This is a genomic window from Thermoactinomyces sp. CICC 10521 (genome assembly GCF_016055135.1).
Taxonomy (GTDB): Bacteria; Bacillota; Bacilli; order Thermoactinomycetales; family Thermoactinomycetaceae; genus Thermoactinomyces_A; species Thermoactinomyces_A daqus.
In genome coordinates this window covers 112358-135684 of record NZ_JAECVZ010000003.1, presented here as the reverse complement: position 1 = coordinate 135684, position 23327 = coordinate 112358, and the positions used below count along the sequence as shown (strand labels likewise).

The 23327-nt window shown below is 47.6% G+C and carries 23 protein-coding genes and 1 riboswitch; of the genes, 18 read left to right on the top strand and 5 right to left on the bottom strand.

Going from position 1 to position 23327, the window contains the following annotated elements:
- The first annotated feature begins 134 nt into the window (after positions 1-134).
- Together I8U17_RS03895 and I8U17_RS03890 are read left to right on the top strand one after the other, a co-directional pair.
- On the top strand, positions 135-767 hold the full coding sequence (locus tag I8U17_RS03895) for an FMN-dependent NADH-azoreductase (RefSeq protein WP_033099187.1): 633 nt from the start codon (positions 135-137) through the stop codon (positions 765-767).
- A 201-nt stretch (positions 768-968) separates the two neighbouring features.
- Positions 969-1601 carry an FMN-dependent NADH-azoreductase gene (locus tag I8U17_RS03890; protein WP_198055008.1) on the top strand — a complete coding sequence of 211 codons (633 nt, stop codon included), beginning with the start codon at positions 969-971 and terminating at the stop codon, positions 1599-1601.
- 311 nt (positions 1602-1912) lie between these two features.
- Here I8U17_RS03890 and lepB read toward each other — a convergent pair whose 3' ends face one another.
- Positions 1913-2461 carry a signal peptidase I gene (gene lepB / locus I8U17_RS03885; protein WP_198055007.1) on the bottom strand — a complete coding sequence of 183 codons (549 nt, stop codon included), beginning with the start codon at positions 2459-2461 and terminating at the stop codon, positions 1913-1915.
- A 208-nt stretch (positions 2462-2669) separates the two neighbouring features.
- Between lepB and I8U17_RS03880 the strand changes: the two genes are divergently transcribed.
- Both I8U17_RS03880 and I8U17_RS03875 read left to right on the top strand, forming a co-directional pair.
- Entirely contained in the window at positions 2670-3836 is a 1167-nt protein-coding gene (locus I8U17_RS03880) for a homogentisate 1,2-dioxygenase (protein WP_033099184.1), read from the top strand.
- 6 nt (positions 3837-3842) lie between these two features.
- Positions 3843-4481: a flavin reductase family protein gene (locus I8U17_RS03875; protein WP_198055006.1), complete on the top strand. Its 639-nt coding sequence runs from the start codon at positions 3843-3845 to the stop codon at positions 4479-4481.
- A 100-nt stretch (positions 4482-4581) separates the two neighbouring features.
- Here the strand turns inward: I8U17_RS03875 and typA are convergent, their stop codons facing one another.
- Both typA and I8U17_RS03865 read right to left on the bottom strand, forming a co-directional pair.
- The gene (typA, locus tag I8U17_RS03870; RefSeq protein WP_198059056.1) at positions 4582-6402 is read right to left on the bottom strand and encodes a translational GTPase TypA; all 1821 of its coding nucleotides are present in this window, start codon (positions 6400-6402) and stop codon (positions 4582-4584) included.
- A gap of 86 nt (positions 6403-6488) precedes the next feature.
- On the bottom strand, positions 6489-7778 hold the full coding sequence (locus tag I8U17_RS03865; RefSeq protein ID WP_052153856.1) for an amino acid permease: 1290 nt from the start codon (positions 7776-7778) through the stop codon (positions 6489-6491).
- Between the two features lie 119 nt (positions 7779-7897).
- Here I8U17_RS03865 and I8U17_RS03860 point away from each other — a divergent pair, with 119 nt between their 5' ends.
- From I8U17_RS03860 to I8U17_RS03795, 14 genes are all read left to right on the top strand, one after another.
- Positions 7898-8800, top strand: a complete 903-nt coding sequence (locus I8U17_RS03860; protein ID WP_033099346.1) for a LysR family transcriptional regulator — start codon at positions 7898-7900, stop codon at positions 8798-8800.
- A 239-nt stretch (positions 8801-9039) separates the two neighbouring features.
- A complete protein-coding gene (locus I8U17_RS03855) occupies positions 9040-9453 on the top strand; it encodes an Imm1 family immunity protein (RefSeq protein ID WP_033099181.1) in 414 nt (137 codons plus the stop codon).
- A 196-nt stretch (positions 9454-9649) separates the two neighbouring features.
- The gene (locus tag I8U17_RS03850; protein ID WP_198055003.1) at positions 9650-10102 is read left to right on the top strand and encodes an SMI1/KNR4 family protein; all 453 of its coding nucleotides are present in this window, start codon (positions 9650-9652) and stop codon (positions 10100-10102) included.
- A gap of 85 nt (positions 10103-10187) precedes the next feature.
- Complete coding sequence (locus tag I8U17_RS03845) at positions 10188-10748, top strand: hypothetical protein (RefSeq protein ID WP_198059055.1); 561 nt, start codon at positions 10188-10190, stop codon at positions 10746-10748.
- Between the two features lie 179 nt (positions 10749-10927).
- Positions 10928-11620, top strand: a complete 693-nt coding sequence (locus I8U17_RS03840; RefSeq protein WP_198059054.1) for a DUF4241 domain-containing protein — start codon at positions 10928-10930, stop codon at positions 11618-11620.
- A 115-nt stretch (positions 11621-11735) separates the two neighbouring features.
- Positions 11736-13067 (top strand): anti-phage deoxyguanosine triphosphatase, encoded by a 1332-nt coding sequence (locus tag I8U17_RS03835; protein WP_198059053.1) that lies wholly within the window; start codon positions 11736-11738, stop codon positions 13065-13067.
- Positions 13068-13267: 200 nt separating this feature from the next.
- Complete coding sequence (locus I8U17_RS03830) at positions 13268-13633, top strand: hypothetical protein (protein ID WP_033099177.1); 366 nt, start codon at positions 13268-13270, stop codon at positions 13631-13633.
- Between the two features lie 703 nt (positions 13634-14336).
- Positions 14337-15125 (top strand): transporter substrate-binding domain-containing protein, encoded by a 789-nt coding sequence (locus tag I8U17_RS03825; RefSeq protein ID WP_033099176.1) that lies wholly within the window; start codon positions 14337-14339, stop codon positions 15123-15125.
- Between the two features lie 188 nt (positions 15126-15313).
- Positions 15314-16849: a glucose-6-phosphate dehydrogenase gene (gene zwf / locus I8U17_RS03820; RefSeq protein ID WP_081943627.1), complete on the top strand. Its 1536-nt coding sequence runs from the start codon at positions 15314-15316 to the stop codon at positions 16847-16849.
- 21 nt (positions 16850-16870) lie between these two features.
- Positions 16871-17500, top strand: coding sequence for a cyclase family protein (locus tag I8U17_RS03815; RefSeq protein WP_033099342.1), 630 nt, complete (start codon positions 16871-16873; stop codon positions 17498-17500).
- A 139-nt stretch (positions 17501-17639) separates the two neighbouring features.
- Positions 17640-18320: an amino acid ABC transporter permease gene (locus I8U17_RS03810; RefSeq protein WP_198055139.1), complete on the top strand. Its 681-nt coding sequence runs from the start codon at positions 17640-17642 to the stop codon at positions 18318-18320.
- Between the two features lie 15 nt (positions 18321-18335).
- A complete protein-coding gene (locus I8U17_RS03805; RefSeq protein ID WP_198055000.1) occupies positions 18336-19079 on the top strand; it encodes an amino acid ABC transporter ATP-binding protein in 744 nt (247 codons plus the stop codon).
- Positions 19080-19330: 251 nt separating this feature from the next.
- Positions 19331-19903 (top strand): DUF6932 family protein, encoded by a 573-nt coding sequence (locus I8U17_RS03800; protein WP_483316475.1) that lies wholly within the window; start codon positions 19331-19333, stop codon positions 19901-19903.
- A gap of 5 nt (positions 19904-19908) precedes the next feature.
- Positions 19909-20346 (top strand): helix-turn-helix domain-containing protein, encoded by a 438-nt coding sequence (locus I8U17_RS03795; RefSeq protein ID WP_052153853.1) that lies wholly within the window; start codon positions 19909-19911, stop codon positions 20344-20346.
- 161 nt (positions 20347-20507) lie between these two features.
- Here the strand turns inward: I8U17_RS03795 and I8U17_RS03790 are convergent, their stop codons facing one another.
- Positions 20508-21350 carry a YqhG family protein gene (locus I8U17_RS03790; RefSeq protein ID WP_198059051.1) on the bottom strand — a complete coding sequence of 281 codons (843 nt, stop codon included), beginning with the start codon at positions 21348-21350 and terminating at the stop codon, positions 20508-20510.
- The gene (locus tag I8U17_RS03785) at positions 21331-23055 is read right to left on the bottom strand and encodes a DEAD/DEAH box helicase (RefSeq protein WP_052153852.1); all 1725 of its coding nucleotides are present in this window, start codon (positions 23053-23055) and stop codon (positions 21331-21333) included. The genes I8U17_RS03790 and I8U17_RS03785 overlap by 20 nt, the downstream gene beginning before the upstream one ends.
- 164 nt (positions 23056-23219) lie before the next feature.
- Positions 23220-23309, top strand: a riboswitch (glycine riboswitch).
- Positions 23310-23327 lie beyond the last annotated feature (18 nt).

Genomic DNA, 23327 nt, shown 5'->3' with positions numbered 1-23327 from the left:
TTCATCCCCGGGTTGAGCCAGGTGATGAGCGATCTCTGTTTCATGCGGTGGCAGCCGTTCTTATGACAGGAGGTCTCCGCAACCCAGGGTTGTGGCTTTGGATTGAGACAATGACGAAAACTGGAGGTGTAAACATGGCAGCTGTCCTCTATGTAACCGCCAACCCCAAACCGGAGCATGAATCTGTTAGTTTGCAAGTAGGCCGGGCTTTTTTAAATGCATACGAATTAACCAATCCGCTTGATGAAATCATTGAATTAAATTTATATCGCGAATCAATCCCCTTATTGGATTATGATGTTTTTAACGGATGGAACAAAATGGTGGAGCACGTGCCGCTGACGATGGAGGAAAGAAAAAAATTGAACCGCATCAATGAAGTGGTTGAGCAGTTTGTTTCAGCCGATAAATATGTATTTGTCACCCCGATGTGGAATTTCGGTCTGCCGCCGATGTTTAAAGCTTATATCGATCTCGTCTGCATGGCGGGAAAAACGTTTCGATACACAAGCCGGGGGCCGGTGGGACTGTTGATCAACAAAAAAGCGATACATATTCAGGCCCGTGGCGGTATTTTTTCACAAGGACAGGGTCAGGCGATGGAGTTTGCTGACAGTTATGTCAAAATGATTCTTGGTTTCATGGGAATTACGGATGTGAAATCAATTATTGCCGAAGGAACGTCCAACGAAGAACAGTACGACCAGATTTTGCAGCAGGCGATTCATCTGGCGAAGCGAACCGCAGTGGAGTTTGCGAAAAATTAATGGTGGATAATCGGGAAAGAAGCAGTACAAACTAGGGATGATTGGCAGAATAGTTTTTCCAGGACACTGGGGTGTCATGAATTTCCAAACCGGTGCAATGGCTCCGGCTCAATGGTTTTTCTTGACTTTCGCAGTTCTTTATCATATTATACTTACGTATTTAAAGTTAGTTACTAAACTTGAGCAGAGGAGGATCATTTCATGGCCAAAGTCCTGTATATTACGGCGAATCCCAAACCGGTTGATGAATCTTTCAGTTTGCGGGTGGGCAAGGCTTTTTTGGAGCGTTATAAAGAGATTCGCCCGGAAGATGAAATTGTGGAATTGGATCTGTACAAAACAGAAATTCCTTACATTGATGAAGAAGTTTTCAGCGGATGGGGAAAATTGGCAAAAGGGGCGGATTTGACCCCCGAAGAAAAGAAAAAAGTGGATCGCATCAATGAATTGACCGAACAATTTGTGTCCGCGGATAAATATGTATTTGTGACTCCGTTTTGGAACTTTTTATTTCCGCCAAAGCTGAAAGCCTATATCGACACGATTTGTATTGCCGGTAAAACCTTTAAATACACCGAAAACGGCCCGGTGGGGCTTCTCAAAGGAAAAAAAGCGGTTCACATTCAGGCGCGCGGCGGCGTTTACTCGGAAGGTCCCGCCCGGGAAGTGGAATTCAGTGACCGCTACCTGCGCACCGTTTTGCAATTCATCGGCATTACGGACGTTGAATCGGTTATTGCTGAAGGAATGGCAGCATTTCCGGAGCAGGCCGATGCCATTTTGGAAAAAGCGATTGCACACGGCCAGGACGTTGCTGCTTCCTTCGCAAAATAAAAGAGCAAGACATTCTCTCTCCCATGGACAAAAGGCGCCGATTCCCAAAGGTCGGCGCTTTTTTTATGGCGCATTCTCCTGGATTGAAAATTGGCAGGTCGTTTCAACATCATCTTTAATGGATTGCCGGTTGATCCGTAAACCAGATCACGCAGCACGTGATAAAAAAGAGAAAAAAGAGTGACAAACCGGAAACGACGAGATCCTTATCCAATCATGACCCATCCTTTTGCCTGAAAAGTTGTTTGCTATATTAGACTCATCTTCGGTTGTCCAGGTTGCATAAAAAGAAAAAAATTCTCCGGCATGAATCAGAATATTTTTACCCCGAGCACGTGATCGATCGGAACGCAGCCGATTTCCCGGCTGTCCATGCTGTAATTGCGATTGTCGCCCATGACGAAGATGCAATTATCGGGAACCGTGATCTTCATGTCAGGCGTATTGTTCATCTCTTCCTTGATATAGCTTTCCTTCAGCAACTGGTTGTTGCGATAGACCCGGTTATTTTTGATTTCAATGACATCCCGCGGGACTCCGATCACGCGTTTCACCCAAATATTATGGGGTGAAGTCCCGGTGATCCAGACGTAGAGGGGACTGTCCATCAAATCGTCGACCCAGGTGCGCTGATGGTGAATCCGGCTATCTATGATGACAATATCCCCGTGATGAGGGTGGTATTGCAGGACACAGGGGAGTTTGGACACAAAAATATGATGATCCGGCATGAGTGTCGGTTCCATGGAATGGCCGAGAACTTTGGTCGGTTGCAGAATAAAAATACTGATGATGAGCGCGATTGCCATCCCGGTAAACAAAGAACTGAACCAAGCCACTCCTTCTTTTAATAACCTCATTGAAAACTCGATCTCCTTTGTAGGATTTGGAAAATGGTTGGACAGATACCTATTAATTAGACTTTTTTCTCCTTTTTCCTGTCAACTGGGCCTTATGGTCATGTAGTTGTGCATTTCCGCGTTAAAGCAGCTATTGGCGCGAAAAATGATTATTTTGCTAAAATACAAAGAGAATCTGTTTTGGTTATTTAGAATGGAGGGGAAGGGCATGCCTTTTTATCATCGCTTGGGACAGATCCCCGCTAAAAGGCATATTCAGTTTTATCAGGAAGACGGGACGCTCTATCGGGAACAAGTGATGGGAACAAAAGGATTCTCCGGCATCCAGTCGATTTTATACCATATGAACCCCCCGACCGCCGTAAGCAAAGCAGAGTGGATTCGTGATTGGGAAATCCCTTTGGAAGAGGAAGGAGCCAACCGCCATCGGCACCTCCTCACATTTGCCGCCGGAAAGGGCGGTGATCCGATTGACGGGCGGATCCATTGGCTGGCCAATGAGGATGTCGCCTTGGCCACCGTGTGTCCGACCGAAGAGATGTCTTATTTTTTCCGCAACAGCGATGGCGATGAAATTATTTTTGTCCATGAAGGAGAAGGCGTGCTGGAGACCATTTTTGGCGATCTTCCGTACCGGGCGGGCGATTATCTGGTCATTCCGGTCGGAACCACTTACCGGATTTCATTGAAGACGAAGAATACGAGATTTTTTGTGATTGAATCAAGCGGTGAAATTACCGTTCCGCGAAAATACCGAAATGAATACGGTCAATTGATGGAGCACAGCCCGTTTTGCGAGCGGGATATCCGTGTGCCGCAAACCCTTCATCCGCATCGGGAGACAGGGGAGTTCGAGGTGCGGGTAAAGGCGCGCAACCGACTCCATCGCTATACGTATGCCTTCCATCCATTCGATGTCGTCGGCTGGGACGGGTACCTTTATCCATGGGCGTTTAACATCCATGATTTTGAACCGATAACGGGTTCGATCCATCAGCCCCCGCCCGTTCACCAAACTTTTGCCGGCCCCAATTTCGTCGTGTGTTCGTTCGTTCCGCGGATGTACGATTACCATCCACTGGCGATCCCTGCCCCTTACTATCACAGCAATGTCAACAGCGATGAGGTTCTTTATTATGTGAGGGGGAACTTCATGAGCCGCAAAGGGGTAAAAGAAGGTTCGATCACGCTGCACCCCAGCGGTTTGCCCCACGGCCCCCATCCGGGAAAAGCAGAGGGGAGCATCGGGAAAAAGAGGACGGAGGAACTGGCGGTGATGGTGGATACATTCCGCCCCCTGAAGGTGGCCAAGGCGGCATTGAATATTGAAGATTCAGCTTATATGTACAGCTGGTTGGAAAATGAAAAAAGGTGATGCCTTATGCGTACAATTGATCCTGGCAAACAAAGCAAGAAAGAGAATTACAAGCTGTTGATTGGAAGCATTTTACCCCGGCCGATCGCGTTTGTCACTTCATTATCCCCGGAAGGAATCGTCAATGCTGCTCCGTTCAGTTTTTTTAATGTGATCGCCACCGACCCTCCTCTGATCGGGTTCAGTGTGTCGAGAAAACCGAACGGCGACCGGAAAGATACTGCCCGTAATATCGCTTGGAAAAAAGAATTTGTCGTCCATGTGGTGGATGAGGATAATGTATCGATGGTCAATGAGACGTCAGTCGATTTTCCGCCCGATGTGAGTGAAGCGGAAAAGATCGGTTTTCATGTCCTGCCGGGGAAGATTGTGCAGGTACCGCGTCTGGCAGAGGGGAAAATTCAAATGGAATGCCGTTTGCAGCAAATATTGGAACTGGGTGGAAGAGATACTCCGAACGCGGATTTTATCATCGGGGAAATCGTCCAGTTTCACGTGGATGATTCGCTTTATTTCGAAGGCAAGATTGATACCGATCGCCTGAGGCCGGTGGGACGGATGGCGGGAACGGAGTACGGAAAGATCGGCGAAACGTTTTCGCTGCCGCGTCTCACTTATGAAGAATGGCGGGCGCGGAACACATAAAGCAATGCAAAAAAAGAGGCAAGTGTTGATGCTTGCCTCCGAAATTTTTTATGTGAAAGCTTTTATCCACCCGGGTTGTGCCGGTCAGGACGCGAAGGTTTTATTTCTTTTGTTTCGCGTGGCGGGCTCGTTCATTTTTGGAAAGATATTTTTTGCGCAGACGGAATGTTTTCGGCGTTACTTCCAAAAGTTCATCGTCTTTCATCAATTCAAGGGCATCATCAATGGAGAGGCGGCGCGGAGCATCGAGGCGCAGCGCTTCTTCCGCGGTCGCCCTGCGAATGCTGGTCAAATGTTTTTTCTTGCAGACATTTACCTCAAGGTCATTTTCCCGGATATGCTGGCCGACGACCATTCCTTCATATACTTCGGTTCCAGGCGTAATATACAGCTGTCCGCGTTCCTGGGCCGAATGCAGGGCGTAAGTGGTGGCCGTGCCTGATTCCCAGGCGATCAGCGAGCCGAATTCATGTGTTTCAATCTCTCCGGCATAGGGTTCATATCCGGCAAATAACGTGTTCATGATCGCTTCTCCCCGGGTCGCGGTAAGCAGTTGCAGTCGAAATCCGAGTAATCCGCGCGACGGCACCTGATAGGTGAAACGGATATTGCCGCTGTCCAGAACGGTCATGTCCAGCAACTGGCCTTTCCGTTTCCCCAAGAGTTCAACTACGGTTCCCTGCTGCTCGCTGCTCACTTCAACTTCCACCTGCTCCACCGGCTCCATCAGTTGGCCGTCGACTTCCTTAAAGATTACTTCAGGTTTGCTCACCTGAAATTCATATCCTTCGCGCCGCATGTTTTCAATCAGGATGCCAAGGTGCAGCTCACCGCGCCCGGAAACCAGGAAATTGTCGGCTGAATCCGTATCTTCGACCCGAAGGGCGACATCTTTTTCAGATTCACGAATCAGCCGTTCCCGGATTTTACGGGAGGTGAGAAATTTTCCGTCCTGCCCTGCGAAGGGGCTGGTATTGATTCCGATCATCATCCGCAACGTAGGTTCTTCCACCTTGATCGGCGGCAGGCTTTCCGGGTGCGCGGGATCGGTGATCGTGTCGCCGATGCCCACTTTGCCAAGCCCGGTCAACGCGATGATATCCCCGGCATGCGCCTCTTCGACTTCCACCCTTTTTAAGCCTTCGTGGGTGAAGACCTGCCCGGCTTTGACTGCTTTTGGTTCACCCTCGGCAGGGATGAGGAGCAGGGATTGATTGCGACGGATTGTGCCGCGGTTCAGGCGGCCGATGACGATCTGACCTTTGTACTCGTCGTATCCCAGCAATGTGGCTTGCATCTGGGTATACCCCTGATCGTCCACATCCGGCGAAGGAAGATAAGAGAGAATCGTTTCAAACAAAGGCTCCATCGTCGGTGTCAACTGATCCGGTTCAAAGCCGGAGGCACCGGTCAAGCCGCTCGCATATAAAATCGGAAAATCGCACTGCTCATCCGTGGCGCCCAAATCGACGAAGAGATCGAACGTTTTATTCACCACTTCTTCCGGGCGGGCATTTTCGCGGTCGATCTTGTTTACGACGACGATCGCCTTATGTCCGCGCTCCAGCGCTTGGCGGAGGACGAATTTCGTTTGCGGCATCGGCCCTTCCACTGCGTCAACCAGGAGCAGGACACCGTCCACCATGTTCATCACTCGTTCCACTTCGCCGCCAAAGTCCGCGTGTCCCGGAGTGTCAACAATATTGATTTTGACCCCTTTATATTGAATCGCCGTGTTTTTGGACAGGATCGTGATTCCCCGCTCGCGCTCCAAATCATTGGAATCCAGGATCCGTTCCTCCACTTGCTGGTTTTCGCGGAAGATCCGGCTCTGTTTTAACATCGCATCGACTAATGTTGTTTTACCGTGGTCTACGTGAGCGATAATCGCGATATTTCGTATGTTTTCTGGTGTGTACATCTCTGGTGAGGAGGTCTTTGACCCCCAACCTCCCTTTTCGTAATCTGATTCCAAATCGAATCGTACCATACCGAGATGGGGGAGCGCTAGAGGATGGAATCAGAATCACCCGGAAAAATCCCATGTTTGACCGGGGCGGTATGTTTTTTCCGCCACAGGAGGTAAAAAGTGACCAGAAAGGCGATGAAGAGCGGATAGAGCAGTGCCCAACCGACAAATGGCAGGATGCATACTGTCAGCAGAAAGGAGAGCAAGCTGATCAGCTGCCGGCACTTGGAATCCTTCAATAATTTGATGGCCGCAGCGCATCCCCCGGCATAAGTCAGAATAAACGAAGCATTTGGGAGCAGGAGCAGATGGGCCAAGGAGATTACTCCCGTGGAGTAAAAAGTGAAAGAAAGCGTAAAGCCGACAGCCATCAGTGCCAGTCCGCCTGTCGGTGTCTGCCGTTTGGATAACCGGCTTAAAAAAACAGGTGCATTACCCGCCCGTGCCAAAGCAAAAGCCAAGCGCGACGCCGCACCCGTATAGGCGATGACGGTGGCGCTGCAGATGAGAAAACACAAGATGGCCGTCAGCAATTGTCCGCTTTTCCCAAACGTAAAGCGCATGAGAAAAGAGATGGCGGTATCCGCATGGGTGTAACTCCCGGTTCCGACGGTGACAAAAGCGGTGAAAAAGTAGATGGTGCCAACAATGATTGCCGCGCAGATCACCCCGATGATCGAATCGCGCTGCGGATTGGCAAACTCCTCCGATAAATGCGAGACGGCTTCCCATCCGATAAAACACCAGAACAGGATGGTGGTCGCCACTCCGACGGGAATCCATCCGTGTGGCAAAAACGGGCTAAAATTCGATGCCTGCACAAAAGGGACTGCCCCGAAGATGGCAAGAAGCAGGACGATTAAAATACTGCTGACGATCGCCACCTGTATTTTTCCTCCCAATTCCATCCCACGGCAGTTGAGAATTAAAGCTCCCAAAACCATTGCCACTCCTGCCAGGATTCGTCCGCTTTCCCCCCAGCCCATCGCGGAACTCAGATAGCCTGCCCCGGTGAGGGCGGCAACCGGAGCCCCGATCATGACAGACATGATAAAAAACCATCCGATGTAAATGCCGGCTTGTTTTCCGTAAGCAAGGGTGACAAAATGAGAGACCCCGCCGGCATGAGGGTATTTGGCGGATAACCATCCCATGGTAATGGCCATGGGCAAAGTAAAGACGGCCATGACTGCCCAGGCGATCAGGCAGGAAGGGCCGGCGATCTGGGCGGATAACCCGGGGACGATAAGAATTCCGGAGCCCAAAACAGCTGCCGTGTATAAGGCGATGATCTGTGGCAAACTGATTGTTTTCTTCAGTTGTTTCAAATTTCTTCACTCTCCTGTGTTCGGTTGCTTTTATTTTAAAAAGGATGTTACTATCAGTAAAATAGATAAATTCTATAGAGATGATCGATCAAAACGATATAAAAGGGGAGGAAGATTGTTTGGAGTTCCGTCATTTAAAAACATTGAAAACGGTGGTGGAGGCAGGGGGCATCACCCGGGCCGCCGAACAGCTCGGCTATGCGCAATCCAGTGTGACGATGCAGATCCATGCGTTGGAAGAAGAGCTGGGAATCCCTTTATTTGACCGCCTGGGCAAAAAGCTCGTTTTGACGGCGGCGGGCGAAAAACTTTTGCATTATGCCGTCCGGTTATTGAACATCCATGATGAAGCTTTGGCGGAGATCCGTGCCCAGACGGAACCGGCGGGAACGCTGACAATTGGGACACCGGAATCGTTAGCCGCTTTTCGGCTGCCGGCGTTGCTCCAGGAATACAAACAGAGATTTCCGAAGGTGAAGTTAATCATCAATCCCGGATTGTGCACGGAGATGCGAAACCTTTTGCGACGGGGCGAACTGGATCTCGCATTTTTGCTGGAAGCGGAACATGAGGAAGAGGAAGATCTTGCGGTCGAGACGCTGGTATTTGAAGAGATGGCACTTGTGGCGGCCCCGGATCATCCGTTGGCAAGGGCAGAAGAAGTGAAGCCGAAGGATATTCAGAATGAAATTATTCTGCAAACAGAAAAAGGGTGCAGCTACCGAACTTTGTTTGAGCAATATTTGATGCGCAACGGGATTAACACAACCCAGGGGGAAGAATTCTGGAGTATCGAAGCGATCAAAAATTGCGTACAGGTCGGTCTGGGTTTGGCTTTTTTGCCGATGATCACAGTGAGGAAAGAGTTGCAGGAAGGACGATTGTCGAGACTGAACTGGCGGGATGAAACTTGCGGTGTGTTTACGAAAATGGCCTATCACAAGAAGAAATGGCTTTCTCCGGCCGTAAAAGAATGGATTGAGCTTGTCCGGAACCGGGCGGAACACTGGCGGAGCAATTGAAAGGAAGATTCGGGAACGAATGTTCTTGTTTTTGTTTTTTCAGCCTGTTATGATTGAAACAGGAGGCGATTGCACATGATGGGGCATCGGTCGGATCGAAGATTTTACGCGCCGGCCGGTGCCCTTCTCCGCGTTGATGCAATCATCTTTACGAGCATTTTACCACTTTGGTTTTGCGAGAATTTCCCCCATTCACGCGGAATCCCCCAGCAGTAAGAAATGAATAAGGTGAAATGAGAATGGAATGGATTTTACTTACTGAAGATCATGAAATTCCTGAGGAAGAAAACCCGAGTTGGAAAAGGATCTGTCAATGCATTTGTAGTTTGGATGGAAAAGAAGCGACAAATTTCACGTTGGAATTGGTTGATGCAGGGACGCTGTATTGTGGAGGCGGTAATTTAATTAAAGGGGAAAAAAGATATATTGTGAATTATGTTTCAGAAGACGGAGAAGTGAATTGCAGTCTGATTGATCCCGCTGAAAGTGAAGAAGAATATTATGAGTTGACGATACAAACCAGTGAACTGTATCCTGCCAAATGGTGTGTTACACAAGATAAGGCAGTCGAAGCAATCAGGTATTTTTATGAGAATGGATCACGGTGTCAAGATCATTCTTGGGAGTACCTTGCGGGTGGTCCTGACTTATAAAGCAAGGCTCAGGGATCTTGTTGAAATACATCAAGGACAAAATCTAATGCAGTTTAAATGTAGTTTCAACTTCCTTACATCGCCAAATCGGGCATGTGGGGGAAGAGATATATGGGAGGAGGCAACGTCGCACGGACAAGTGGAAGAGTTGGAGACGATCGTTATCCTGATTTTATAGATTAAGTAGGTGAAAAAATTGAGTAAGCAATTGGAATGGGAATATTCTCATGGAGAGATTCAGTTAGATGACATTAGAAAAGTTGAGAAACAATTAGGAATCCGATTTCCTAGCGAATATAATGATATTATTTTAAAGTATCATCCTATTACAGTATCTCCCGATGTTCTTTACCTACCAGGTGTTCGAGATATTGTATTGACCGACTTTGCTTCGTTCAATCCCGATGCGGAACACGATCTTTATATCCTACTGATTTATGAATATATAAAAGATCGATTAGTCGATCATGTTTATCCTTTTGTATACGAAGCATCTGGAGATTGTCTTTGCTTTGACTACCGCAATGAAAAAGAAGAGCCGAAAATTGTTTTATGGGATCATGAAGAAGCGGCCATTGACAAAGAGAAAGGACTTTTCCCGATTTGTGATTCCTTTGGGGAGTTTCTTGAGCTACTGAAAAAAGGTTAAAAGGCCAGATGTTACTTTTGCATCTGATTGACGAAGCGGGCTGAATGCAATAATTAAAAATATGATCGTCGAGCGGGGATGAGGAATGGAACCGGTTTTGCGTAAATGGCACAAAGTCATGACAAAGTGTGGTTTTACAGTCGGTTCAATAGATGAGCATGTGATTAGTGAGATTAAAAAATCCTTGCATCTTAGTGAGAAACTCGTAACTTGGTATAGAAAGTTTGCTCCGAGAATGGGGGAATTGGATTTTGGCGGGAATCCTATCCAATTGTATGAACCGGAAGAGTTGGTCGATTTACAGATGAATTTCAGCCACAATTTGCGGAATATGCAAAAGGACCCGGATTGGATTGTAATCGCCGATAAAGGGTCAGACCCTTTCATTTTTGAGCAGAAAACGGAAAAGATTTACCATACGTGGCATGGACAAAGGAGTGTAAATTTAAGAAAAATTGCGCCTGATCTTGAAGGTTTTATTGAAACTTTGACTGTGCTTGGTGAGATTTGTCATTTAAAATACGGAGGTCATTTTCTGAACGATGAATGGGAGTTTGATAAAAAGATTTTGCAAGAAATCGGGATGAAGTTAGGTACGGTTCTGCCTGATGAGTGCGTGAAAAGCTGGATATTGATTTTAGAGTAACTTTTCAATTGAATGATGAGTTGGGGTCTTCCCGTCATAAGATGAATTAACGCTAAATGAAGCAAGGTAAAAATGATTTTGCAAAACGGCCGCTTTTTACAGTATCGGAACAGTGAAGCATTTTAAGGTGATCCCAATGTATCAAAGTAAATTTTTCTAATTGGAAAGGGTTCAGTTTGATGAACATCAAAGTTCCTGATTTTCACCATTTTTACCGGGGAAATGTAAAGTTCAAGACATATAATGGAGAAGCGGTTACAAGAAATATTTATGCTGGTAATATAAGTTTACCTTCTGGCCAAATTGTCGCATGTGATCCTTTCGTTTACGAAAGTACCGAACCGTTTATAAATAAAGTAAATCCGGGAGAGTATCCAGTAGTATTAAACGTTGTTCATTATCTCGATGATGACGACGAACGCATTGGTGCGGCGATGATCAGGTTTAAAGAAAGTCAGGCAGTACGCTGGGAAATGGCTTTGAAGGAAGGTCAGGATTTAAGTGAATTGGAAGAGGGTGAGGCTTTTGGCTACCCTGTTGACTGTGGTGTTGGCTGTTTTATGGATGATGGAATTTACAAAAAATACAAAAGTATATTGGATGAAAATCCTGAATACGATGATTTCATAATAGAGGAAATGGAGAAAAATTACGTGGATACCAGAGATTGGGCCAATCTAAAAATAGACCCGTTAGGTAACATTGTAATTTTTTCAAGCGGATTAGGTGATGGATATTATGTATCGTATTGGGGTTATGATGAGAAAGATGAAATCTGCTGTTTAGTGACTGATTTCGGTCTGTATGAAGGGAATAAAAATCGAAAGGCTGCTTTGTTAAACCAAAACGCCGAACTGCTTGACCCGAAATAAGCGCGTTCGGCGTTTTTGTATTGCCGGCGGGGACATCACTTACCTTGACGCAAGGTGTGAACGTTTTTGTTGTCGTATCCAAATTCCGGTACAATGGGGTTAGAGGTGGAGCAAAATGATCATATATCGTCCCAAGCAAAATCGTTTATATGGCCCGGCTGACACGGAACGAAGAAAACCGTCTGCCGGACGATCCGCTAGCGACGCCCGTGATCCGTTTGAAAAGGATTATGGGCGGATTATTCACAGTGCCGCTTTTCGCCGGTTGCAGTCAAAGACACAAGTGATCGGCGGCTATGCGGGCGATATTCACCGCACGAGACTTACCCATTCAATGGAAGTGGCCCAGATTGCAAGGGGGATTGCCATTCATCTTAACACCAACCATCCCTTTTTTCATGAGCATGCGCTTCTTGACGGCTCATTGGTGGAAGCGGCTGCTCTGGCCCATGATCTGGGGCATCCACCCTTCGGGCATCGGGGAGAGGTGGCGTTGAATCAATGCATGCGCGCTTTTGGCGGATTTGAAGGAAACGCCCATACTTTCCGGATTTTGACCCGGCTGGAGGGGGAGAAAGGGGAGTACGGCCTCAATTTGACGCGCGGGTTGCTGCTCTCCATCCTCAAGTACCCGATCCTGTTGGACGAAGCAGTGAACGAAAAGCAGTATGACCGCGAAAAGAAGGCCATTCCCCCAAAAGCGAGTGTTTTCAGCTGTGATCAGGAAGCATTTGCCTGGGTTCTCGCTTCATTTACCGATGAGGAAAAAGCGTACCTGACAAAAGTTGCGCCTGACCCGGAACGTCACACGCAAACACTGCACAAAACACTGGAGTGTTCGATTATCGAATTGGCCGACGACATCGCCTACGGTACCCATGATGTCGAAGATGCGCTCAATTTGCGGCTGATTCGCTTAAACCACCTCAAAGAATTGCTCTATCCATTCAAAAAACGGCTGGAATACCCCGAACTGATGGAGGCATGGCGCGAATTGGACAGGCTTGACCCGGAGCATGATCAGCTGAAGTATCGGCTGAAAAAAGTGATCGCTGCCGTCATTTCCACTTTCATCACCCAGATCCGGGCGGAGAAGACGTATGATACTTTTTCTTCGCCACGCCTCTTATACCGTGTCGAACTGCCGAAGGAGCTGCGCGATCTTCTGGACAGCCTCAAACGCTGGGTATCCGATGAAGTGATCGAATCACAACGGGTGCAAACGATTGCCTGGCGCGGGGCTTATGTGATTGAAAAACTGTTTTCCGCCTTTATGAACGATGACCGGCTCCTGACCGAACACGACCGTCACATGTGGAAACAGGTGGAGACAGAGGTTGAAAGAGCGCGAATAGTCTGTGACTATATCGCCGGAATGACGGATTCTTTCGCCATGAAAATGTTTGCGCGCCTGTACGGACAAAGCCGAAACTTCTTTGATTATTAAATTCTTGCTCGGCAGACCCTGGGGTGATATAGTAATTGTAAATATATAGAAATATTGTGTTTTTTTGGGCAGCAGCAAAAGCTGATCAGGGACTTGGCATCAACCGGGATTTCGTCCCGGAAAGTCCCCTGGCTTTCATAGTCTTAATCTTTCGTTTATTACGGCAACGTTTGCAAGTTTTCTTCCGGGGTGGTGTGTTCATGATTTGGGGAATGAACAATTGTTCCAACGAGTTGGGGGAGATTTTAAACGTGCTGGATGAGAGTGTGCAACTGTTGAATCATGTCTCCAAAGAAAATGAACTGGCCATGGCGCGGGCGGTAAGGCAAAAAGTGGAGTGGACCCTGGAAAAAGTGATTGGCCGTGAATGGGTCGAAATCCACTCCGAGTTGCGTGAACTGATTTACTACCTGGATTTGACCTGTTTCAGCCTGTTGAACATGCGCGGTGAATCTTTTCCTGTCTATTTGCAGGAAGTAAATCAGCGGTACAGTTCATTGTTGCGTTCACTCTACGAGCTTTACCAGCACCGGATGGAACGGTGTCGAACCAATTCAATGATGTGATTGCTTAAACTGCATTCTCTTATTGGATGTAGTTTTTTTATATTTTTGCGAGCGAGATATTCACCTGGCTTCGGCTGTGGAGATGAGAGCCGGCGTCAGGTGAGGGTGTGAGTTGATTTTCACCTCTTTCGCATGCTTGACCACCTTTTGCTCTCTTCTTTTGCACCAAAAGGATGGAGGAAACCTTTGTTTCCCTGCTGTGTGAATGGTGTGTTTCCGCCATAGACTTGCATGTCAGGTACATGGTGAAGAACCACAAGATGGAAAGATTCATCGCGGATGCGCCCTGATTTGAGCTTGCCGTCATGTTGGAGCAGCACAATCGGGACATCAGCATCGCCCAAAAACATTCTGCGAGGAAAGTTAAGACTGATCGCCGTGGAGCTCGCGGTTTGACTTGGTTTCCCGGTTGCAGGAGATGAAGAAAGGTTTTCCCTCCTCTGAGACTGGGGAATGGTCAATGTAAAAATGAGCATGCTAGAAGATGAATGACAGCGATCAAGGAAAAAAGGGCCTACGTTGGACACCATGTCCTAAGTGAGTCAGAGACAGGTTTTTAAGCCGGATAATGAAAAAATTTCCAGATTAATGAAAATCAATTCATTTGATATTGACAAGATTAACCGGCAAACTGTACCATAAATAATACTGCAAAAACATAAAAATAACCCTATTAACTAGGGATTGAATCGGGGTGAAATAGATGAAGAGAGCAAAAGCGCTGCTATCCATACTGATCGGTTTGGTTCTCGTTTTCTCATTTGCGACAGGTTGCAGTGTGCAAAATGGTGACCTGCTCACACAAATTAAAAAGCGCGGGACGATCCGAATCGGTACGGAGGGGACATATAAACCTTTCAGTTTTCACGATGAAAAAACGGAAAAACTGACGGGGTTTGATGTAGATGTCGCCACGGAAGTGGCCAAGCGCATGGGGGTGAAGGCCCAGTTTGTCGAAATCCCCTGGGATGGTATGCTGACCAGCTTAAAAACGGGGAAAATCGATATGGTTGCCAACCAGGTCGGCATTAAGCCGGAGCGCAAAACAAAATTCGATTTCTCCGAGCCGTATACCGTTTCTTACGCCCAGATCGTCGTCCGCAAGGATAATGATTCGATCAAGAGCGTAAAAGATCTCAAAGGAAAAAAAGCAGGGCAAACGCCTACCAGTAACTACGGGAAAATGGCGAAAGATGCCGGGGCGACCATCGTCGCTTATGAAGACATGATGAGCGCGATGAAAGATGTGGCTGCCGGACGCATCGATTTCAGCATGAACGATCGCCTGGCAGTGGCCGAAATGATGAAAACGACGAATTTGCCCTTGAAAACGGTCGGCGAACAGATGGAACGCTCTGAAAGTGCCTTCCCGGTGCCGAAAGGAAATCCTGAGCTTGTGAAAGCGATTAACCAAGCGTTAGACAGTATGAAAAAAGATGGTACGTTGAAGAAGATTTCAGAAAAATGGTTTGGTGTGGATGTAACTCAATAGAATTGCACTAAGATCTTGTTGTTGTCCTCTCTTATGGAAAGGAAGAACAAGATCTTATTTTTCTTCCATAATAAACTATTTTCTCTTTCCTTTTGTTACTATATTGTATGAGCATGGCTGGAATGAGCTAGTGCATCTGGATGCATATTAAGCAAAGAAATGTCGGTATGATTGAAGGAGTGTAACTAATGACTCAGTCTGCAATGGCAAAACCGTTTACGATGGTTTTATTTGGCGCGACGGGGGATTTGGCGAAACGGAAATTGTTCCCTGCCCTGTTCAGCTTATACAAAAATAAATTCCTTCCCGAACACTTTCGTTTGATCGGGGTTGGCCGCTCCACACGAGATCATGAAGCCTTTCGCCAGTCAGTCAGGGAATCGATTGATTCGTTCGGACGCCTGAAAGTGGCGGATGAAAATGAATGGCAGCAATTTATCCAGCATTTCTATTACGCCGTGGCGGATGTGACGAATCCGGAAGGATATAAGGGGATCAAGGACCTTGTCGAGGAATATGAAAACAAATATCAAGTGCCGCCGAACCGCCTGTTTTATTTATCACTTGCCCCGGATTTGTTTGCGACTGTTTCCACCAACCTGAGATTGTCCGGTTTAACGGAAACGGGAGGCTGGAAACGCCTGATCATCGAGAAGCCGATTGGCCATGATTATGACTCGGCCAAAAAACTGAATGAACAAATCAAGCAGACGTTTACGGAGCAAGAGATTTACCGGATCGACCATTATCTCGGCAAAGAAATGGTGCAAAATATTGAGGTTATGCGCTTTGCCAACTCGCTGTTCGAGCCGATTTGGAACAATCATTACATCGAAAGCGTACAGATTACGGCCAGTGAAACGGTCGGTGTCGAAGATCGGGCCAGTTATTATGATCATGCGGGAGCATTGCGGGACATGGTGCAAAACCATATGTTGCAAATGCTGATGATGGTTTGCATGGAACCGCCGAGCCGCCTGAAAACCGAAGCGATTCATGACGAAAAAATCAAGGTTCTTCGTTCGCTTCGCAGGTATACGGAGGAAGAGGCGGGAAAATATATGATACGGGGCCAATACGTTGACGGGGAAATCAATGGAAAACCGGTTCCGGCATATCGGAATGAGAAAAATGTCGATCCCGGGTCCATGACGGAAACCTTTGTCGCCGGCAAGTTGTTCGTAGACAATTTGCGATGGGCCGGAGTACCGTTTTATATCCGCACAGGAAAACGCATGCCGGAAAAAATGACACAGATCATCATTGAATTCAAGGAAATGCCTAAAAATCTCTATTTCAACAAAGATAACAATCTCGGCCCCAATCTGTTGGTCATCAGCATTCAGCCGCAGGAAGGCGTCAATCTGATCCTCAACGCCAAAAAACCGGGTTCCGACAACCAGGTGATGCCGATTTCGATGGAATTCTGCAACAACTGTGAGCAAGGTTCGCCGGAAGCGTATGAATCGTTAATCTATGATGCGATTGTTGGTGATCAAACATTCTTCACGCATTGGGAGGAGGTCTCGCTCGCCTGGAAGTTTATCGATCCGATTCGCAGAGCCTGGGATGAAAATAGGCATCCGCTGACTTTCTACCGGAGCGGTTCGTGGGGACCGCAAGAAGCACATGATCTGTTGGCGGCGAATGGACATGTCTGGCGGCCTGCCATCGCCAAAGATATTTCCCGGATTGTCAAAGCCAATGAGGTTGTAACCAGATAAAAAGGGAGAGTTGAGTTGACCATGAAAATTTATGACGTTTCCATGCCGATCACAGAGGAGATGCCCGTATATAAAAATAAGGAAACAAAGAAACCAAGCATTCGCGTCGTTCAGGACTTTGATACGGCCACCGCGCGCGAATCCCGCATCGAAATGGATGTGCACTGCGGAACTCACGTCGATTCCCCGCTCCATATGCTTCCGGAAGGCGGGACCATGTCAACCATACCAATTGAGCGATTGGTTGGGCAATGCCGGGTGCTTGACTTGACGGATGTCAAAGAAAGCATTACTCGTGCTGATTTGGAAAAACATGAAATCAAAGAAGGCGAGTTTCTTCTCTTTAAAACGCGGAATTCCTGGGAAGATGTATTTGATTTTGAATTTGTGTTTTTAGCCGAAGACGGAGCCAAGTACTTAATTGAAAAAGGGGTCAGAGGGGTTGGAACCGATGCGCTGGGTATCGAACGGGCCCAGCCTGGTCATCCGACGCATAAAAGCCTGTTCCGTGCAGATATTTTAATCATGGAAGGGCTTCGGTTGAAAGAGGTTCCAGCCGGAACCTATTTTATGGTTGCTGCCCCGATCAAGTTGGTTCATACAGAAGCAGCACCGGCACGCGTTTTGCTTTTTGAAGGAATCGGTGCATAAGAATGTTGGCGGCCCTATTCACCATAGTGGCCGCCATTTTTATTGACAAGAACATGTTTTGAATTTAAGATGATAACATTATTAAATAGAAGAAAACCGATTAAAAAAGATTGAATTAGGTGAAACCAACATGGACTTTTTGGGAACGATACAGTGGCAGAATTTGTTTGATATTGATTTGGCTGAGCGAAATGCTTCGTTTATTTTAAATGGCATCGTGGCAACGGTTTGGATCAGCATCACTGCGATGGCAATCGGCTTGTTGATCGGTCTCTTCACCGCCATGGCCAGGATGTCAAAACGATGGATTTTGCAAGGAATTGCCCGTATTTATATTTCGATCATCCGCGGAACACCGTTGTTGGTTCAACTCTTTATTCTTTATTTTGGCCTTCCGGTCATCGGAGTTACCCTGACACCGACAGCAGCGGGGCTGATTGGCCTTTCTGTGAACGTGGGGGCTTATGCGGCCGAAACGATTCGCGGTTCGCTTGCTTCCATTCCCAAAGGGCAGTGGGAAGCGGCTGCTTCGCTGAACATGACCTATTGGCAGACGATGCGCCGCGTCATTATTCCGCAAGCGGCACGCGTCGCCTTGCCCTCGTTGATGAACAGTTTTTTGAGCCTGGTGAAAGATACCTCGCTGTTGGCGATGATTACAGTGAACGAGATGTTTTATCGCGCCAAAATCGTGGGTGGACGGGAATTTGATTATATGACGCCTTATATTCTCGTCGCCGTCTATTATTGGATCGTCTGCACGGTGTTAAATTATGCACAGCAAAAATTGGAAAAACGTTATGGCCGATATGCGGGATAGAAGGGAGGTACGGCGATGATTCAAGTGAAGAATCTGCAAAAATCATTTGGCAACCTTCAAGTTTTGACCGGGATTGACCTGGAGATCGAAAAAGGTTCAGTGGTCTGCATCATCGGGCCCAGCGGTTCGGGGAAGTCGACCTTCTTGCGCTGCCTCAATCTGCTTGAGATTCCCGATCAGGGTGAACTCTCCATCGGCGGGGAAACGATCTCGATTGCCGGCGGAAAAGTATCGCCGAAAGAGATTAAAAAACTGCGCGCCAAAACGGGAATGGTGTTTCAAAGTTTTAACCTCTTTCCACACCGTACCGTTTTGGAAAACGTGGTGGAAGGCCCGGTTGTTGTAAAAGGGGAGGACAAGGCCGAAGCCCGCAAAAAGGCGGAACGACTTTTGGAAAAAGTGGGATTGGCAGAGAAAAAAGATGTATTTCCGGGACAGCTTTCCGGCGGCCAGCAGCAACGTGTGGCCATTGCCCGCGCTCTGGCGATGGAGCCGGAAGTGTTGCTTTTTGATGAGCCTACCTCTGCGCTTGATCCCGAATTGGTGGGCGAAGTGTTGAAGACGATGAAAGAACTGGCCAAGGAGAAACAGACGATGGTGATTGTGACGCATGAGATGTCCTTTGCACGTGATGTCGCCGATCTTGTCGTCTTTATGGATCACGGGAAAATTGTGGAGATGGGCAGGCCGGAAGAAGTGTTTACCTCTCCGCGGGAACAGCGGACCCGGCAATTTCTGGCCAAACTCCTGGAACGTTGAAGATAGCGATTGGTTTGCACAGCCCAAGTGGAGATTACTTTTCCGAGAGCGATTCAGGAAAAGGTTAAAAAAGGGGGTGCTTGCCAATCGTTTTTTATTTCGGATTTGAGAGAGCGGTGAGCCCTCTCCCGTCCGAATATCGCTTTCATTCCGGCTTGAGAAACTGGCGGCGTTTTCAGCAAAAAGTCCCTTTTATTTGTCCGGTATGTTAACATATAAGTAAAGGTGTGCAGGAGAGTTTTCCTTGATTCATGAATAAGATAGACAACAGGAGGATACCCTTACGGATGAGGTTTAATGAATACGGGTTATTGGATCCAGGGGATTATGTTATGACATTCGACAAGCTCCGGCAATCGATTCTGGTGAAAGGGGAAGAAAATTCGCTTTTGCCATGGGATGCATATTGGCGAAACCGGCTGGTTGATAATTTGGAGTTTTGTGTCCGTCAGCTGTGGGCATGCGGAATTGAAGAGATTTACATTGACGGTTCCTTTGTCACGGATAAGTATCAGCCGGAAGACATTGACGGTTATTTTGTCCCGCGAAATGAACAGGAAATTTTTGACGGAACGCTGCTCGCAAAGTTAAACCAGCTTGATCCTTACAAATGCTGGGGATGGAATCGCCACCGGTTTGATGAATACGGCAACTTGCAACTGGAGATGTGGTATCGCTACCGGGTGGAACTGTTTCCGCACTGTACGGGGGTATATTCCGGGATTACCAATGAAGAGGGGAAAAACATGAAGTTTGACGAGTTTTTTCGCAAGGACAGGGATTTTGGAATTGAAAAGGGCATTGTAAAATTGGTGAAAGGATGAAGACTGTGATTAAGACGGAAATGGAATACAAGCGTAGTTTGGAGAGGATTCGCGAACAGGAGCGGCTGTTGGAAGAACAGAGGCGGGAATTGGAACAGATGGGGTTGAGCGAGGAACAGATCGAAAGAGGGTTGGCCCCGTCCCGCTTTTTTGGCGAACGGCTGAAACAGGAGATCAGGGAATACGAACGGCATAAGGCGGGCGATTTCGATATGACTTGCACCTTTGACAATATCGGGCGCAAGCTGATCGCTTTTCGGATCTACAAGGGATTGTCACAGGCGGAACTGGCCAAGCGCCTGGGGGTCACGCCGCCGCAGGTTTCGCGGGATGAGCGGAATGAGTATGGCGGAGCCAGCATGGAAAAGATCAAGCAGGTGTTGAAGGCCTTGGAGATGGATGTTTTGATTGTGCCAAACAATTATGAACGCGCTCTGGGGTAAATATGAATAAAGAAAACGCGGCTGCAGGCAAGCTGTTTGGGTTGTTTTTCTATCGGCGTGGAGGGTGCAATTCTCAAGGGGGAAGCACCCGAACCGGACGAAACCTGTTCGGGAATGTTGTCAACAATCTGAGCGGCTCTGGCAAGCCGTTTTTTTATTCGTTATAACCAGACTTTTTGATTCGTGAGGTTTTGCTGCGGGGTGTCGACATAAAAGAGTCCCGCATTGATTACGCTGATTTCAACCCGGGGATGAAACTGCCAGACGATTTCTTCCCGACGTCGTTTCTTCTCTTTCTGGATTTCATCCGGCATGGAAGGTTCATCAGGGTAAAAAACGTCCAGCCGCTCAAGCTCGGATTGCAGCCGTTTTTCAGCTTCTTCCGCCCAGGTCAGGTCTTCGCACCGGATCGTTTCCTCCAGATAATATTCCAGTTCACCGACCGCCTCAACCATCTGCAGTCGCGGTTCAACCGTATAGCGTTTGGCGGGGAGTCTGTTCGACCAGCGCCGGTCTTTGATCACCTCATAAAAGCCTTCCCGGATGGTTCCGTCATTCAAATTGATTCCCAGAGAGCAGAGCCGGTCCCGTTTTTGATCACAAACATAAGAAACCTTATAGTTGACGGCGAGCCATGGGCTGTAGGGTTTGGTCAAATCGGTATAAGCCGGTTCATATCGCGGTTCCTCATACAACCGCACAAATTTGCCGTGCTTTTGCGCGGATTGGAGAATCTTCGCAAAGCGCGGAGTGCCGTAAAAAAGATGTTCACCGCGAATTTCTTCAGGATGGTTCTCGGGATCAAAGACGAACGAGAGCCGAACCGGCTGTGGCGGCAGGTTCATCCGTTCCACATACATCCAGTAAAAGGGGCGATTGAGCAAATCCTTGTCGGCATGAATGGACAGCTGCGTGAGCAGATAGGTTGGGCCGGATTCAAGGATGTGGCAATCATTCAATTTCAGATACCGTTCCGTAAATTCCCTAACCTTCTTCTGATCCATAGAGAAGCAGTTCCTCCTCTTCTTTCTGCTTTTCCACCTCTTGTTTCTTCTGATGGAATTGATCTCCCCATTTGCTCAATTCCTGCCTGATGCGGTCATCGTCGGCAGATTCCAACACCAGCTTCATCAGATTTTGTTCAATGGTTGACGCTCCGTCCACTTTTTCCAGAATGGTTTCCAACTCTCCGATCACCGATTCAAACAGCCGGATTTTTTCATGCAACAGCCAGATAATATGTTCTTCGATCGTATTGATGGTGGAGAAATTGTAAATGTGTACATCTTTCGTTTGCCCCAGGCGGTGGATCCTCCCGATTCGCTGTTCGACGCGCATTGGGTTCCAGGGCATGTCAAAATTGATCATGTGATGGCAAAATTGCAGGTTAATCCCTTCCCCGCCTGCTTCCGTGGCAATCATGACCTGAGCCCGTTTTTGAAAAATCTCCATCATCCAGTCTTTTTTGTTGCGATTAAAACCGCCGCGAAACGGAACGGCATGAATTCCCGCTTTGGCCAGTTCGCGGATCAGCATCTCTTGGGTGGCGCGATACTCGGTAAATAAAATCACTTTTTCCGGAGCGATCTGTTTGATCAGTTCCACTGCGGCATTCACTTTGGAGGAACGGGTCACTTTTCGTAACAGTTCAATGAGATGGGCCACTTCCGGGGACAGATTCTCTTTTCCCTGCTCCCCTTTTTGAAATAGCTTGAATAAAGTATGAAAAACAGCGTCCCGGCTTGAGCAGACCTCTTTTTGCAGAACGAACAGCGCCAGCATGCTTTTCAAGTCGGTTCCGCGACGGTAGCGATCGCGCACGAACTCGGTGATGCCTTCATAAAGAAGGCGTTCTTCTTCTGAGAGTTCGATGGGGATCGTCTGCACCAGACGCCGCGTCAGGTGAAGGTTGCTGTCGCGGCGGCGGTTGCGAATCAGAACGCGCCTGATTTCTTCACGCAACTGTGCTTCATTTTTCGCTTTCCGTTTGCCGGCGACGTAATCACTTTGGAATTGGGACTGTTTCCCCAGTTGTCCCGGTTTTAGCAGGGTGACGAGATTATAAAGCTCTTCTATTTCGTTTTGCACCGGGGTGGCGGTGAGAAGCAGGCAATATTTTTTTTTCAGGTCATTGATGAATTGCCAGTTTTTCGTGCGGCGATTTTTTAATTTGTGGGCTTCGTCAACGATCACCATATCATAGTGCTGATTCAGCACATAGTCGCGGTGAGGTTCTCTCTTGGCCGTATCGAGGGAAGCGACGATAATCTCGTATTTGTCCCACATCCAGGCTTTTTTCTGGGCGACGGCGGGAATTTGAAATTTTTGATTTAATTCCCTCGTCCACTGCAGGACAAGCGAAGAGGGAACAAGGATTAATGCCCGTTTCACTAGGCCGCGCAGCAGATATTCTTTCAGGATGAGACCGGCCTCGATTGTTTTGCCCAGTCCCACTTCATCTGCGAGGATCGCGCGTCCGCGCATCTCATTGATCACGCGTTCCACCACATCGATTTGATGAGGGAGTGGACGAAACCCTTGTATTTGTTTTAAACTTTGGATAGATTCAAACGAGGGAATCATTTCAGTTTCGGCCGCTTCCAGCGCCAATTGAAAACGTTCCCAAGTTGCCCAGTCACTGTCTGTCTCGATTCTTTTCAGGAATTGGTGAAGCCACTCTCGATCCATCCGTATCGGGAGTGTATACATGAGATTCTCCACCTTTCTTTTACGATCAATGGAAGTTCCGTAATAGTATGTCTCAGTTTAAAAAAATGCATACGGAACAAAAACGAACAATATCATCATTTTTCTCGTATTTGATCGTATTTTCTGGTACAATACAAATATCATAATGGGATATTGTTCAGCGGTTGAAGGCGGGAGGAGAGACCACATCTTGTGGCGCCGAAGGAGCAAACCGATGAGGTGAATCTCTCAGGCAAAAGGAGGCCCGCTGGACGCATCTCTGGAGAGCGCTC